General features: G+C 75.2%; 13 protein-coding genes and 1 pseudogene. 6 read left to right on the forward strand and 8 right to left on the reverse strand.

Features of this window, described 5'->3' with window-relative positions; genetic code table 11:
• The first annotated feature begins 95 nt into the window (after positions 1-95).
• Positions 96-740 carry an HAD family hydrolase gene (locus tag ACFY2K_RS26015; protein ID WP_387714360.1) on the forward strand — a complete coding sequence of 215 codons (645 nt, stop codon included), beginning with the start codon at positions 96-98 and terminating at the stop codon, positions 738-740.
• On the opposite strand, the gene ACFY2K_RS26020 is transcribed toward ACFY2K_RS26015, so the two are convergent.
• Positions 737-976 (reverse strand): hypothetical protein, encoded by a 240-nt coding sequence (locus ACFY2K_RS26020; RefSeq protein ID WP_380399235.1) that lies wholly within the window; start codon positions 974-976, stop codon positions 737-739. The genes ACFY2K_RS26015 and ACFY2K_RS26020 overlap by 4 nt on opposite strands.
• A gap of 498 nt (positions 977-1,474) precedes the next feature.
• On the opposite strand from ACFY2K_RS26020, the gene ACFY2K_RS26025 reads away from it, so the two are divergent.
• A complete protein-coding gene (locus ACFY2K_RS26025; RefSeq protein WP_350504961.1) occupies positions 1,475-1,858 on the forward strand; it encodes a cold-shock protein in 384 nt (127 codons plus the stop codon).
• 13 nt (positions 1,859-1,871) lie between these two features.
• On the opposite strand, the gene ACFY2K_RS26030 is transcribed toward ACFY2K_RS26025, so the two are convergent.
• The 4 genes from ACFY2K_RS26030 to ACFY2K_RS26045 form a co-directional block, all read right to left on the reverse strand.
• Entirely contained in the window at positions 1,872-2,723 is an 852-nt protein-coding gene (locus tag ACFY2K_RS26030) for a menaquinone biosynthesis family protein (RefSeq protein WP_380593380.1), read from the reverse strand.
• Positions 2,716-3,477 (reverse strand): futalosine hydrolase, encoded by a 762-nt coding sequence (locus ACFY2K_RS26035; RefSeq protein WP_387714364.1) that lies wholly within the window; start codon positions 3,475-3,477, stop codon positions 2,716-2,718. The genes ACFY2K_RS26030 and ACFY2K_RS26035 overlap by 8 nt, the downstream gene beginning before the upstream one ends.
• A gap of 11 nt (positions 3,478-3,488) precedes the next feature.
• On the reverse strand, positions 3,489-4,019 hold the full coding sequence (locus ACFY2K_RS26040) for a hypothetical protein (protein WP_375888585.1): 531 nt from the start codon (positions 4,017-4,019) through the stop codon (positions 3,489-3,491).
• A gap of 93 nt (positions 4,020-4,112) precedes the next feature.
• Positions 4,113-5,477 (reverse strand): MFS transporter, encoded by a 1,365-nt coding sequence (locus tag ACFY2K_RS26045; RefSeq protein WP_375888857.1) that lies wholly within the window; start codon positions 5,475-5,477, stop codon positions 4,113-4,115.
• A gap of 608 nt (positions 5,478-6,085) precedes the next feature.
• Here ACFY2K_RS26045 and ACFY2K_RS26050 point away from each other — a divergent pair.
• Complete coding sequence (locus tag ACFY2K_RS26050) at positions 6,086-6,967, forward strand: DUF3027 domain-containing protein (RefSeq protein ID WP_375888854.1); 882 nt, start codon at positions 6,086-6,088, stop codon at positions 6,965-6,967.
• Positions 6,968-7,434: 467 nt separating this feature from the next.
• Positions 7,435-10,731, forward strand: a complete 3,297-nt coding sequence (locus ACFY2K_RS26055) for a sacsin N-terminal ATP-binding-like domain-containing protein (RefSeq protein WP_380526272.1) — start codon at positions 7,435-7,437, stop codon at positions 10,729-10,731.
• Between the two features lie 2 nt (positions 10,732-10,733).
• Here the strand turns inward: ACFY2K_RS26055 and ACFY2K_RS26060 are convergent, their stop codons facing one another.
• Genes ACFY2K_RS26060 through ACFY2K_RS26070 form a run of 3 tightly spaced genes read right to left on the reverse strand, consistent with a single transcriptional unit; the run spans position 10,734 to position 13,835 of the window.
• Positions 10,734-10,943, reverse strand: coding sequence for a hypothetical protein (locus ACFY2K_RS26060; protein WP_380526270.1), 210 nt, complete (start codon positions 10,941-10,943; stop codon positions 10,734-10,736).
• A gap of 56 nt (positions 10,944-10,999) precedes the next feature.
• Entirely contained in the window at positions 11,000-13,459 is a 2,460-nt protein-coding gene (locus tag ACFY2K_RS26065; RefSeq protein WP_380526268.1) for an HAD-IC family P-type ATPase, read from the reverse strand.
• A 52-nt stretch (positions 13,460-13,511) separates the two neighbouring features.
• Positions 13,512-13,835: a DUF2530 domain-containing protein gene (locus tag ACFY2K_RS26070; protein WP_375888574.1), complete on the reverse strand. Its 324-nt coding sequence runs from the start codon at positions 13,833-13,835 to the stop codon at positions 13,512-13,514.
• A gap of 204 nt (positions 13,836-14,039) precedes the next feature.
• Between ACFY2K_RS26070 and ACFY2K_RS26075 the strand changes: the two are divergent.
• A pseudogene (locus ACFY2K_RS26075) lies at positions 14,040-14,213 on the forward strand (NCS2 family permease); the annotation flags it as partial.
• Positions 14,214-14,595: 382 nt separating this feature from the next.
• Positions 14,596-14,835: a helix-turn-helix domain-containing protein gene (locus ACFY2K_RS26080; protein WP_387714369.1), complete on the forward strand. Its 240-nt coding sequence runs from the start codon at positions 14,596-14,598 to the stop codon at positions 14,833-14,835.
• Position 14,836 lies beyond the last annotated feature (1 nt).

Below are 14,836 nucleotides of genomic sequence, written 5' to 3' on the forward strand. Positions count from 1 at the left end.
CCTCTCCGCGGAAAACTCAGGTAAACCTAAGTTCCGCCTCGGAGGCGGGGCAAATCGCCTCGTCCCGGCCCGGGCCCGTTGGGTAGCCTGGCGGCATGCCCGCGACCCCGCCCGCCCCGCTCACCGTCGGCTTCGACCTGGACATGACGCTGCTGGACACCCGGCCCGGCATCCACGCCACCTACCGGGCGCTCTCCGCCGAGACCGGCGTCCCCGTCGACGCCGACCTGGTGGTCACCCGGCTCGGCCCGCCGCTGCTGGACGAGATCCGCAACTGGTTCCCGGCCGAGGAGGCCGAGCGGGCCGTCGCCCGCTACCGCGAGCTGTACCGCGAGCACGCCTTCGCCCCGACCGTGCCGCTGCCCGGCGCCCACGCCGCCGTCGAGGCGGTCCGCGCCCACGGCGGCCGGATCGCCGTGATCACCGGCAAGTACGAGCCGAACGCCCGCCTCCACCTGGAGCACGCCGGACTGGACGCGGACGTCCTGGTCGGCGACCTCTGGGCGGAGACCAAGGGCGAGGCGCTGCGCGCGCACGGCGCGAGCATCTACGTCGGCGACCACCTCGGCGACATCGTCGGCGCCCGGCACGCGGACGCCGTCGCGGTCGCCGTGGCCACCGGCCCGTACGACGCCGACCGGCTGCGCGAGGCCGGGGCGGACGTGGTGCTCACCGACCTCACCGGCTTCCCGGAGTGGCTCGACCGGCACCTCGGCCCGAACCAGGACTCCCGGGGCTAGGACTCCTGGGGCGCGATCCGGGCGCGCTGGGCCCGGGCGTTCAGGAACAGCCCGGTCAGCGCGGACAGGAAACCGGCGGGCATCAGCATGCTCAGCCAGTACATGGCCGTCGGCAGCGGCGTCAGGTGCAGGAACAGCGGGACGAAGGTGACCAGGGTGGCGAGCGCGCCGACGCCGAAGACCACCGTCCCGGCCTTGACGTACACGTCGCCGGGTTCGGCGCTCTGGCTGCTCACGTCCGCTCACTCCTCCGAGCCGCGCCGGGCCGCCCGTCCGGGGCCCGGTCCGCGCCCCAGTCTGGCAGAACCGCCCCCGCGGCGGCCCACCGGAGCGGCTCGGTCACGTTGCGCAGTTTCCCGGCAGCGATGCGTTTTGATCCCTGCTGGGCGAGGGTATGCAGGGGGTGCCGAGGGGCGCTACAGGTGCGTCCCGTGTCCTCAGACCCGGGGGTGTGAGCCGATGGACTGCGCAGAACCGCGCCCCGGCCGTGCCAGTACCGGGTCGTCCGTGACCGCGAGATCCCCGCGCGCCCGTCGGCCCCTCCGGCCCTCGGAACGCGGAGCGATCGCGGACCGCTGACGAGGCAGTGACGGACCATTAGTCTGCTCCTGACAACGCGCCGGCCGTGAGCGCCCACGGGCTCCGAGTCGAGGTCGGCCGTCTTTCTCCCCACACCACCCAGTGATCCCCGGCCAGGGCCGGGATCCCTCACACCCATTCGAGGACTGTTCGAGATGCCCACCGGCCAGGTCAAGTGGTTCAACGAGACGAAGGGCTTCGGCTTCCTGTCGCGCGACGACGGTGACGACGTCTTCGTCCACACCAAGGCGCTGCCCGCCGGTGTCACCGTGCTGAAGCCGGGCCAGCGGGTCGAGTTCGGCGTGGTCGCCGGGCACCGCGGGGACCAGGCGATGGCCGTGCAGCTGCTGGACGCGCTGCCGTCGGTGGCCGCCGCCCAGCGCCGCAGCGCCGACGACATGGCGCCGATCGTCCAGGACCTGATCACCACCCTGGACGCGGTGCTGCCCGGCCTCCAGCGCGGCCGCTACCCGGCCAAGCCGACCGGCCAGAAGCTGGCCGGCCTGCTGCGCGCGGTGGCCGACCAGTTCGACGTCTGAGGCCCCGAGGGGTCTAGAACGCGAGCGCACCCGGGTCGAGCGGGGGCACCAGCCCCTCCGCGGCGGCCCGGGTGAGCAGTGCGCGGACGGCCTGGTAGCCCTCCTCGCCGAGGTCGGCGGTGAACTCGTTGACGTACAGCCCGATGTGCTGGTCGGCCACGGCCGGGTCCATCTCCTGGGCGTGCGCCAGCACGTACTCCCGGCTGGCGGCCGGATCCGCCCAGGCCTGCCGGACGGACGCGCGGATCGTCGCGGCGAGCTCGCGCAGCCGCTCGGCGCCCAGCGAGCGCCGGGCCACGATCGCCCCCAGCGGGATCGGCAGGCCGGTCTCCGCCTCCCAGGCCTCGCCCATGTCGGCCAGGCTGTGCAGGCCGTACTGCTGGTACGTGAAGCGGGCCTCGTGGATCACCAGGCCGGCGTCCACCCTGCCGTCCCGGACGGCGGGCATGATCTCGTGGAACGGCAGGACGACGATCTCGCCGAAGCCGCCCGGCACCGCCTTCGCCGCCCAGAGCCGGAACAGCAGGTAGGCGGTGGAGCGCTCGGAGGGCACCGCGACGGTCCGCCCGGCCAGGTCCGCGGGCGAGGCCACGCCCGGCAGGGTGAGCACCAGCGGCCCGCAGCCGCGCCCCAGCGCGCCGCCGCAGGGCAGCAGGGCGTACTCCTCCAGGACCCACGGCAGCGCGCCGTAGCTGATCTTCAACACGTCCAGCTCGCCGCGCTCGGCCAGGCCGTTGGTGATGTCGATGTCGGCGAAGGTCACCTCGGGGGCGTCCGCCCCGGGGACGGCGCCGTGCGCCCAGGCGTGGAACACGAAGGTGTCGTTCGGGCAGGGCGAGTACGCGATGCTCAGCCGTTCAGCCACGGCCGGCCTCCTCGATCAGTTCTCGGACGGGAAGCGCGGCGAAGGCCCGCTCCAGGGCGGCCAGCGCCTCGCCGATCCGCCAGGCGGCCCGGTCGCGCGGGCCCACCGGGTTGGACACGGTGCGCAGCTCGAAGGCCGGCACGCCGAACCGGGCGGCGGCCTCGGCCACGCCGAAGCCCTCCATCGCCTCGGCCGCGGCCCCCGGGTGACGGGCGGCCAGCGCGGCGGCCCGCTCGGTGCTGCCGGTCACCGTGGAGACGGTCAGCACCGGGCCGGTCACGGCCCGGACGTCGCGGTCCGCCAGGGCCCGTTCGGCCAGGACGACGACGGCCGGGGGAGGGGTGTGCCGGGTGGTGCCGAAGCCCAGCTCGGTGACGTCGGCGAAGCCCTCGGGGGTCTCGGCGCCGAGGTCGGCGGCCACGACCGCCGACGCCAGCACGGTCGCGCCGACCGGCGCGTGCGGGGCGAAGCCGCCGGCGATCCCGGCGGAGGCGACCAGGCCGTACGGGCCGGTGGCCAGCGCGGCGCAGGCGCCCGCCGCCGCGGCGGCGGGGCCGACGCCCGCGGCCAGCACGTCCACCGGCGCGCCCGCGCAGCGGTGCAGGGTGCCGCCGGGCAGCGGCAGGTCGGCGGCGCCGCCGGGCAGGCCGCGCAGCACCGCCTCGGCCTCGGCCGGCACCGCGACGACCACGAGCAGCCGGGCCCGTTCGGGGCCCGGCTGCCCGGGGTGCGCTTCGGAGACCTGTGCGGTCATCGCGGGGAGCGTCAGTCGTTCTTGGTGTTCAGCTGGAAGTACCACACCGCGATCGGGCTCTCCGACTTCTTGTCGATCTCGACCACGGTGATCACGGTCTTGCCGCTGGAGTTCAGCACCTTGCCCGCGGTCTGGGAGCCGGAGAAGCTCGGGCCCTGGGCGTAGGAGAACAGGCTGGTCTGCCCGCCCTGGCTGCTGGCGCCACCGTTGCTGGAGGCCCACCAGCCGGTCTTGGCCACGTTCGGGCTGACGCCGACGCCGATCCGGTCGCTCGCCCGCACGTCGGACTGCGGGAGGTCGCCGCTGGCCAGGGCCTGCTTGGCCGCGGTCTGGCACTGGTCCTGCTGGTCGTCGCTCAGCGGGCTGCCGCCGTTCCAGCACAGCGGGTCCGCGACGGTCGACGTGGTGCCGACCTGGAGGGTGGCCCGGTGGGTGTTGTGCTCGGTCTGCCCGGCGGCGATCGCGACGGAGGTGCCCACCGTGGCGGCGCCGACCACGACGACGGCGCCGAGGGCGGCGATGACACGGGTATTGAGGCTCATGCGACAGAATCTACCGGGCCCGGGCGATCACGCGACGCGGGGGTCGGCCACCGCGTGTTGCCCCGTCGTGGAAACCGACCGGTTCAAGCCGTTTCAGGCCACCCTGGGCGCGGCCGGGTGCCGCCGCAGGCCCAGCCGCAGCAGCGAGCGGGCCGTCCACAGCAGCACCAGGCCGACCACCGAGGCGGCGATGGACAGGCCCAGCACCCCGTTCAGCGGCAGCACGATCCCGACCCCGCCGCCGACCACCCAGGACATCTGCATCAGGGTCTCCGAACGGGCGAACGCCGAGGTCCGCACCGCCTCCGGGACGTCCCGCTGGATCAGCGCGTCCAGCGCCAGCTTGCCGAACGAGGCCGCCATCCCGGACACCGCGGCGACCAGAACCACCGTCACCACGCCGTACCAGAGCGCCGCCGCCGCCGTCACACAGGTCGCCAGCAGCAGCATCGCGGTGACCGTCGCCTCCGGGCCCCGGGTGCGCAGCCAGGAGCCCAGCACCGAGCCCAGCGCGTTGCCCGTCCCGGCGGCCAGCGCCACCAGGCCCAGCGCCAGGGTCGGCCGCAGGCCGCCGATCGGGTCGGTGCGCAGCAGGAAGGCCAGGAAGAACACCAGGAAGCCGACCAGCCAGCGCATCCCCGCCATCGCCCGCAGCGCCAGCACCACCGAGGGGCCGACGGTGCGCAGCGAGGCCTTGACCTTCGGGGGCTTGTGGTGGATCAGGTGCGAGCCGCCGCCCGGGGCCTCGGCGGACACCTCGGCGTGCAGCACGGCCCGCTGCTCGCCCTTCGCCGAGTCCACCGCGTGCGGCAGGTGGAAGGCCATCAGGGTGCCGATCACGAACACCAGGAAGGCGCCGCGCAGCGGCCAGCCGGGCCCGATCAGGTGCAGCAGCCCGCCCACCGCGGCCGCCACCCCGGTGGCCAGCAGCCCGGCCAGGGTGACCCGGGAGTTCGCCTTCACCAGCGACAGCCGGCTCGGCAGCAGCCGGGGCACCACCACGCTGCGCACCACCCCGTACGCCTTGGACGCCACCAGCACGCCCAGTGCCTCCGGGTAGAGCGCGATGCCGCCGCCGGAGATCACCCCGGCCATCGTCCAGGCCAGTACGGCCCGGGCCAGCATCGACATCGCCATGGCGGCCCGGCGGCCGTGCGGCAGCCGGTCCAGCAGCGGGCCGATCACCGGGGCGAGCAGGGCGAACGGGGCCATCGTGATCAGCAGGTAGAGCGCGACCCGGCCGCGGGCCTCGCCGGTGGGGACGGAGAAGAAGATGGTGGAGGCCAGCGCGATGGTGATCAGCATGTCGCCGAAGGAGTTCAGCGCGTGCAGCTCGATCAGCTTCGCCAGGCCGGACTCGCCCGCGCCCTCGGCCGAGGTGGCCCGGCGGATCCGGCGGCCGGTGCCGTGCACCAGCTTGCCGGTGCGCAGGCCGGCGGCGGAGGCGGTGCGGACCAGGAAGGGGCGGTGGGGCTCGGGGGCGTCCTCGTCGGCTTCCTCGGCGGCTCCCGCGACCGCTTCCGTGACGGTTTCCTCGTCGGCGCCCGTGACGGCTTCCGTGACGGCTCCTGTGACGGCTTCCGTGACGGGGCGGTCGGGCTTCTCCAGGTCGACCCGGTCGGCTGCGGACGGCCCGCCGCCCGCCACCGGCCGCGGTTCGCCCGCATCGGGGAGGGGAGACTGTTGTCGCGGCGCGGCCTGCGTCTCGTCGGGGCTGCCGGCCTGCGAGGGGCGCAGTGCGTGCTGCGACGGGTTTTCGTCCGCCACAAGCCCATCCTGCCCCAGATTCGCCGGGGTGACGCGGGATTCGGCTCCGCTCGGCGCGGCCTCCGGAAGGCTCGGCTCCGCCCCGGACTGTGCCGGGGCGCCGACCGGCGGGTAGCCTGCCCCAAGGTCCGCCCGCGTGGGCGCCGGGGCGCCGGCAGGCCGGACGGGCGGCGCGGTCGGTACCCGTGGCGGCCCCAGGTCGCGCAGAATGGACGCGGGACTACCGAGCCGCGACGGAGAAGGCAACACGCCGTGGGCGACAGAAGAACTGGGAGAGAATCGACGCCGTGAGTGCTGCGATGCGAAGCCGTACCCCCGACCGGCTCTGTGCCGACGCCGTCGAACTCGCCCGCCAGGCTGCCGAGGAGGCCGTCGGGCCCGAGGCCGTCGGCCCGCACCTCGGTGCGCAGGCGGACGCCGACCGCGTCGTCACCCACAGCTTCGAGTGCCTGGACGCGGCCTACCGCGGCTGGCACTGGGCGGTCACCGTCGCCCGGGCCCCGCGCGCGAAGAACGTGACCGTGGACGAGGTCGTGCTGCTGCCCGGCCCCGACGCGGTGCTCGCGCCGGAGTGGGTGCCGTGGAGCGAGCGGCTGCGCCCGGGCGACATGGGCCCCGGCGACCTGCTGCCCACCGGCGCCGACGACGCCCGGCTGGAGCCGGGCTGGACCGGCGAGGACGAGCCCGCGCCGAACTCCGCCGTCGCCCTGGCCGCGGAGGAGGACGTGGTCCTCAGCGACCCGCACGTCCAGCCCGCGCCGGCCCGCGCCCGGATCAACGCCGTCGCCGAGGAGCTCGGCCTGGGCCGCAGCAGGGTCCTCTCCCGGCTCGGCCTGCACCTGGCCGCCGACCGCTGGGAGAAGGCCCACGGCTCGCAGACCCCGATGGCGCAGGCCGCCCCGGCGGCGTGCGGCAGCTGCGGCTTCCTGATCACGATCGGCGGCTCGCTCGGACAGGCCTTCGGCGTGTGCGGCAACGAGTTCGGCCCGGCCGACGGCCAGATCGTCTCCTTCGCGTACGGCTGCGGCGGGCACTCCGAGGCGGCCGTCATCCCGGCCCCGCCGGCGCCGTCCGAGCTGATCCTGGACGAGCTGGTGGTCGAGCCGCTGCAGCTCCACCCGGACCGGACCTCCGGCTCGGTCGAGCCGGACGCCCCGGCCGAGGAGCTCGGCCACTCCTGACGTTCCCCGTCCGCGGCCCGTCCCACTGAACCGGTGGGGCGGGCCGCGACGTTGTTGCCGGTAGGGGCGCCCGCCGGTGGCGGGGCCCCGCCCGCCTGCCGTCCGTGGGGACTCCCCCCAGCCCACGGGCGGCAGCAGGGCGGGCCGTCGGGCCCCGGCAGTGGGGTGCCGGCCCGGCGGTTCCGCCCCCTCCGACCCCCTCGGCCTCCCTCCGGTCCCCTCGGCCTTTCTCCGCTTTCGCCGGCCCGCTCCGCCCTCCGCCGGCTCCCGTGGTGCTCCTGGTCCCCCTGGGACGGGAGTGGCGGACCGTGCGGCCGGACGGTCCGCCGCCGACCGGCCCCCGCCTGCGGATTCCCGCGCCCGGCCGGGCCCCGCGCCGCCCCCGGACCGGGCGGTGGTCGGGAGCAGTCGGTGGGGCAGGGAAGAATGCCCTACGACGTACAGGGCGGCGGAAGGTGGCAGGTCCCGTGGAACCTCGGATCATCGGCAGCGGCACGGACGAGCACCTCGCGGACCCGTTCGGGAGCGCCGCGCTGCGCCGGCGGGTGCTGGACGCCTGGGCCGCCTCCCCGGCCCGGTTCCGGGAGGACGCCAACGCCGAGGAGGAGCTGGCGCTCGGCGGCTACCGCGACCGCCTGGTGGTCGAGTTGGCGCAGAACGCGGCCGACGCCGCGGTCCGGGCCGGGCGCGGCCCCGGGCGGCTGCGGCTGACCCTGGCCGACGGCGTGCTCGCCGCCGCCAACACCGGCGCCCCGCTGGACGCGGCGGCCGTCGAGTCGCTGTCCACCCTGCGCGCCTCCTCCAAGCGCGGCGAGGAGCCCGCCGTCGGCCGGTTCGGGGTCGGCTTCGCCGCCGTCCTCGCCGTCACCGACGAGCCCGCCGTGCTCGGTGCTGCCGGCGGGGTGCGCTGGTCGCTGGGCGAGGCCCGCTCGCTCGCCGAGGCGCAGCCCGCGCTGGCCGACGAACTGCGCCGCCGGGACGGCCACGTGCCGCTGCTGCGGCTGCCCTTCGCCGCCGAGGGCCCGGCCCCGGACGGCTACGACACCGTGGTGGTGCTGCCGCTGCGCGACGCCGCCGCCGAAGACCTGACCCGCCGTCTGCTGACCGCCGTCGACGACGCCCTGCTGCTCACCCTGCCCGGCCTGTCCGAGGTCGTGGTGGAGACCCCGGAGGGCACCCGCACGCTCACCCGCAGCGCCGCCGAGCCCCGCCCGGACGGCGTCACCGAGGTGACCGTCACCGACGACGGGGGCGGCCGGCTGCGGCGCACCCTCTGGCAGACCGCCGGCGCCACCGGCCGGCTGGCCGCCGAACTGCTCACCGACCGGCCCACCGAGGAGCGCGCCCGCCCGTACTGGACGGTGACCTGGGCCGTCCCGGTCGAGGAGGACGGCACTCCGCAGCGGCCCGCCATCGCGCCGGTGCTGCACGCGCCCACCCCCAGCGACGAGCCGATCGGCCTGCCCGCGCTGCTGATCGCCTCCTACCCGCTGGACTCCACCCGCCGGCACATCGCCCCCGGCGCGCTCACCGACTTCCTCACCGAGCGCGCCGCCGACAGCTACACCGACCTGCTGCGCGCCCGCGGCGCCGACCTCGGCTCGCTCGGCCTCGTCCCCGGGCCGCTCGGGCAGGGCGCGCTGGACAACGCGCTGCGCGCGGCGGTGCTCTCCCGGCTGCCCGGCACGCCGTTCCTGCCGCACCCCGGCGGCGTCGAGGAGGGCACGCCCGCGCTGCGGCCGCGCGACGCCACGCTGCTGGAGGGCGCGGACGGCTCGGTGGTGGAGGCGCTCGCGCCGATCTTCCCCGGCCTGCTGCCGGCCGGACTGGAGCGCCGCACCGAGCTGCGGGTGCTGAACGTGCGCCGGGTGCCGCTGGCCGACGTGGTCGACCAGCTCGGCGGGCTGGACCGCGACCCGGCCTGGTGGCGCAACCTGTACGCGGCGCTCGGCGCGGCCGACCCGGAGGCGCTCGGCGCGCTGCCCGTGCCGCTCGCCGACGGACGGACCGTCACCGGGCCCCGGCGGGTCCTGCTGCCCTCCGAGGACGCCGACTGGGCGGCCTTCCCCGGCTACCCCGAGTCGCTGGCCGGGGCACTCGCCGCGCTCGACCTGCGGCTGGCCCACCCCGAGGCCGCCCACCCGCTGCTGGCCAAGCTGGGCGCCGGCACCGCCACCCCGGCCGGGGTGCTGGACACCCCCGAGGTGCGGGCCGCCGTCGCCCGCTCCTACGAGCTGGCCGACGACGACCTGGACGCCGCGCTGGAGCTGGCCGACGCCGTCCTGGCCCTGGTGAAGGCCGCCGCCCCGGCCGTCGGCGAGCACCCCTGGCTGGCCCGGCTGGCGCTGCTGGACGACGAGGGCGAGCCCGCCCGGGCGGGCGAACTGGTGCTGCCCGACAGCCCGTTCGCGGCGCTCGCCCGCGAGGAGGACGCCGGCTGGGTGGACGACGAGCTGCTGGAGCGCTGGGGCCCCGAGGTGCTGGCCGCCGTCGGCGTGCTGGCCGACTTCGTGCTGGTGCGCGCCGAGGACGTGGTGCTCGACCCGGACGACCTGGAGCGGCTCGACCCGACCGCGCCCGCCGACCGGGCGGCCGGCGGGCACCCCACCGGGCTGCTGGACGAGGCCCCCGACGGGCTCGCCGAGTGGGCCGAGGACGCCCTGGAGGCGCTGAACGCCGACGAGGTGCTCGGGGTCCCGCCCGTGGCCGCCGAACTGCTGGCCGTGCGCGACCTCGACCTGGTGGACGACGACGCCTGGCCCGAGGCGCTCGCCGCGCTCGCCCGCCCGCCGTACCGGGAGGCCGTGGTCAACCCGGTGCGCACCCTGCTGCCCGACGGCAGCTACGCCGACCTCCCGCCGTACACCGCGTGGTGGCTGCGCGACCACCCGGTGCTGGGCGGCCGCGAGCCCGCCGGGCTGCGCGCCGCCGGGGCCGACCCGCTGCTGCGCGGCCTGTACGACGAGGCCCGCACCACCCTGGACGACCAGTTCCTGCACGCGCTCGGGGTGCGTACCACGCTGGCCGCGCTGCTCGCCGAGCCGCACGGCCCGGACGAGGCGCTGGACCGGCTCACCGACCCGGCCGCCGAGGTCGGCCACCGCCAACTGCACGGCATCCACAGCGCGTTGGCCCGGGTCGACCGGGACCGGATCGAACCGCTCGACGTGGTACGGGCGTTGCCGCCGCTGGACCCGGCCACCGGGCGCCGCCCGGACCACACGGTGGTGGTGGACGCCACCGAGGCGGTCGTCGCGGACGCCCCCGACCTGGTCCAACTCCTGCACCCGTACCCGCTGCTGCCGGTCGCCCCGGCGCTCGCCGCGGACCTCGCCGAGCGGCTGCACGTGTCGCTGGCCAGCGAGGTGGCCGGCGGGCGGGTGCTCTCCGAGGGCGTGCTGCACCGGGTCCCCGCCGTGGTGCGGGAGCTGCTGCCCGGCTGCCCGGTCGCCTACGAGGAGCACGAGGAGCTGCTGGTGGTCGGCCCGGACGGCGGCGAGGCCTCCGTCGACTGGCGCTGGGACCACGCGGCGGACGCCCCGGAGCCACCGTACGACCCGGAGCTGGCCGAAGCCGGCGACGAGGACGACGAGTTCGAGGTCCCGCCGGTGCCCGGGCTGCTGCACGCCGCCACCCCGGAGGGCCTGGCGGCCGGGCTCGCCTGGTCGGTCGGCCAGTGGCACCGGCGCTTCGAGGTGCTGGCCGCGCTCAGCGAGCCGGACCGGGCGTACGAGCTGTCCGCGGCCCGGGACTTCGAGGGCTGAGTTCAGCGGTCGCGCGGCCTGAGCCGCAGGTAGACGGTGGTGGTGACGGTCAGCCAGACCGCGCCGAGCGTCACCACCGCCGCCGTCTTCACCGCGGGCGTCGGCCGGACCGTCAGGCCGACGCCCGCCATCGCCAGCGCCGCCAGCCCGGCGGCCAGCAGCCCGCCCAGGAAGGCGATGAACGCCTCCAGATCCCCGCCCCTGCGTGCCATCGGGCACCCCCTCTCGGGGAAATGCTAAGGGTGCCGACGGGGGCGGGGCGGGCCGGTCACTCCATGCCGCGGCGCTTCATCCAGGCCCAGGCGCACTCCAGGACGATGCCGCAGACCACCGCGATGGCCACGCCCGTCCACGGGTCGCGCTGCCCGACCAGGGAGAGCTCGAAGAAGTTCGACAGGAACGGCACCAGCAGCACCAGCGCGAAGGCGAGGCCCATGGTGCCGATCAGCAGCAGGCGCCACCAGTTGTACGGGCGGGCGACGATGGCGAGCACCCAGATGGCGATCAGGAAGAGCGTCAGGGTGGCCACGCTGGTGTCGGCCCTGAGGTCGGTGGCGTGGTCGGAGCGGGCCAGCGCGTAGGCGACGAAGGTGCCGGTGCCGGCGATCGCGCCGCCCGGGATCGCCAGCCGCAGCACCCGCTTCACGAAGCCGGTGCGGGCCCGCTCGTTGTTGGGGGCGAGGGCGAGGAAGAAGGCCGGCACGCCGATGGTGAGGGTGGACAGCACGGTGGAGTGCCGGGGCAGGAACGGGTACGGCGAGTGGGTGAAGATCACCAGCAGCGCCAGCAGCACCGAGTAGACCGTCTTCACCAGGAACAGGCCCGCGACCCGCTCGATGTTGCCGATCACCCGGCGGCCCTCGGCGACCACCGAGGGCAGGGTCGCGAAGGAGTCGTTCAGCAGCACGATCTGGGCGACCGCCTTGGTGGCGTCCGAGCCGGTGCCCATCGCCACGCCGATGTCGGCGTCCTTGAGCGCCAGCACGTCGTTGACGCCGTCGCCGGTCATCGCCACGGTGTGGCCGCGGGACTGCAGCGCCCCGACCAGCTCGCGCTTCTGCTGCGGGGTGACCCGGCCGAAGACGCTGGTCCGGTCGGCGGTCTCGGCGAGCTGCTCCGGGTCCTTCGGCAGGGTGCGGGCGTCCACTGGGCGGTCCGCGCCGGGCAGCCCGAGGTGGCCGGCCACCGCGCCGACCGAGACCGCCGCGTCGCCGGAGATCACCTTGGCCCGGACGTTCTGGCCCTCGAAGTAGCGCAGGGTCTCGGCGGCGTCCGCGCGCAGCCGCTGCTGGAGCACCACCAGGGCCAGCGGGGTGAGCCCGGCGGCCGGGTCGGGGGAGTCCAGCGGGACGGGCGTGCGGCCCAGCAGCAGCACCCGCAGGCCCTTGGCGCCCAGCTCGTCCACCTCGGCGAGCGCCGGGTGCCCGGCGGGCAGCAGCACGTCCGGGGCGCCGAGCAGCCAGCTGGCCTCGCCGCCCTGGGGCTCCAGCAGCTGCACGCCGCTCCACTTGCGGGCCGAGGAGAAGGGCATCGCCTCGATCACCCGCCAGCCGTGGCCGCCCGGGCCGGCGCCGTCGCCGCGCCCGTACGCGTCGATCACGGCCTGCATGGACGGGTTGGGGCGCGCGTCGGCCCCGGCCATCACGGCGAGCGCGTGCTGGACGGTGTCCCGCTCGGGCGGGGCGGAGCCGCCGTCGGCGATCAGCCGCAGGTCGACGACGTCCATGCCGCCCTCGGTGAGGGTGCCGGTCTTGTCCAGGCAGACGGTGTCCACCCGGGCCAGGCCCTCGATCGCCGGGAGCTCCTGGACCAGGCACTGCTGGCGGCCCAGCCGGATCACGCCGATCGCGAAGGCCACCGAGGTCAGCAGCACCAGGCCCTCGGGGACCATCGGCACGATGCCCGCCACCATCCGGCGCACCGCCTCGCGCCAGTCGCGGCCCTCCACGGCCAGCTGGCTGATGATCAGACCGATCGCGGTGGGGATCAGCAGGTAGGTGATGAACCGCAGGATGCTGTTGATGCCGCTGCGCAGCTCCGACTTCACCAGGGTGAACTTGCTGGCCTCCTCGGCCAGCTGGGCCGCGTAGGCCTCCCGGCCGACCCTGGTGGCGGTGAACGCGCCCGCGCCGGCCACCACGAAGCTGCCGGACATCACCTGGTCGCCGGGCTGCTTGAGGACGGGGTCGGGCTCGCCGGTGAGCAGCGACTCGTCGATCTCCAGGCCGTCCGCCTCGGTCACCTCGCCGTCGACGATCACCTTGTCGCCGATGCCGAGCAGCACGGTGTCGTCCAGGACGATCCCGGAGACGGTGATCTGCTGGACGGCGCCGTCCCGGCGGACCTGCGGTCTGGCCTCGCCGATCAGGGCCAGGCTGTCCAGGGTCTTCTTGGCGCGCAGCTCCTGGAAGATGCCGATCGCCGTGTTGGCGACGATGACCAGCCCGAACAGGCCGTCCTGGATCGGTCCGACGACCAGGATGATCCCGAACATGATGCCGATGATGGCGTTGAAGCGGGTGAAGACGTTGGCCCGGACGATCTCCTCGGTCGACCGGCTGGACCGTACCGGGACGTCGTTGACCTGCCCTTTCGCCACCCGTTCGGCCACCTCGGCGGCCGTCAGGCCGCCGCGCCGGCCGGGCAGCAGCCCGAGCGGGTGCGCTCCGTCGGGATGGTCTCCGCCGGTCGGCTGCTGCTCTTCCGCGGGCTGGGCAGGCTGCGTCATGGCACCGACTCTACGGGCGCCTTATGTCCGGTGCGTGCTACTAAAGGACTATTCAGTCCGACTGGGTGGCAGGGCCGGTGCCGTCCCCGGTGCTGCCACCGGCGCCGCCGTCCGCCTGCGGTGCGGCGGCCTCGGCGGCGCGGCTGCGGGCGATCGCGTCCCGGCGGGCGCGGCAGTACCAGAGGCCGATCAGGCCGAGCAGGCCGCCGGAGAGGCAGATCCACGGCCAGGTGCCGTGGCCGTGGTCGGAGAGGGTGCCCTGGAAGGGGAGCAGGGCGACGAAGGCGACGAACCACAGCACCGTGCCCGCGCCGACGATGGCGACGTCATTGGCCTCCAGCGGAGGGGGCGAGGGGTGCAGCGGCGTCTTGGGCATGGGGCCTAGCGTACGGTGCGCGGGGGCTCCCGGGGCGGTGGGGGCTCCGAGGGGTGCGGCGGGGCGCCAGGTCGGCCAGGGGCGGGCTCTACGCGCGAAGATAGCGCGTGTGCGACCGGGAAACCATACTTGAGGGTCCACGCCCGGCCGCCGTCGCCACGGGCGTTCCCCCCCCTCCTCAGCTCCCCCACAGAGGACGCACGCATGCCTGTGGTCCAGCCGACCACCGAGTCGCCCGAACCCGCGGAACCCGCGCCCCCCACCAGCGCCCTGGACCGCTACTTCAAGATCAGCGAGCGCGGCTCCAGCCTGCCGCGCGAGATCCGCGGCGGTGTCGCCACCTTCTTCACCATGGCGTACATCCTGGTGCTGAACCCGACAGCTCACTAGCAGCGGGCAGCGTGGATTTAGCTTCCACCTGCACCTTTGCCCGGCCTGAGTAGCCAGAGGGCAGCAACCCACGGCAGATGACGGGCCCCAGAGGCCCCCAGCAGCCCCCAGAAGGCCCCCGCCAGCCAGGCGGGGGCCTTCGTGCTTCCCGGCCGCCACGGCGGCCCCAGGGGGCGCACGGGGGCGCATGCGGGGCCAACTCGCCTGGCCCGCGCGCCACATGACCGGAAATGATCGCGGTGCACCGTTGCACTAGACCAGGTGGCGGCGTACCTTCATTTCACGCACCGCAGTTATTCCATGACTCCTAGAAGTCATGCGTTCGGGTGCTCTTTCGACATGCCTTCATATTCTGCACTGGGGTGGGGACTTGCCTAAGACGCTCAAAAAGGGCTCGCGGACGCCGTTGCCGCTTGAGGAGGTGAAGCGGCTTTACGAGGAGGGCGGCAAGGATGGAAAGGGGCTTTCCGTGCGGGGCATTGCCGAGCACTTCGGGTGCAGCTACGGAAAGGCGCACACGTCCATCGGTGAATCCGGGGCCAAGTTCCGGAAGCGGGGCGGCAGCATGACGGCTGGCAAGAGCAAGAAGAAGGCTAAGGCCAGGGCCTAGA

This window comes from Kitasatospora sp. NPDC001309 (assembly GCF_042896295.1).
Taxonomy (GTDB): domain Bacteria; phylum Actinomycetota; class Actinomycetes; order Streptomycetales; family Streptomycetaceae; genus Kitasatospora.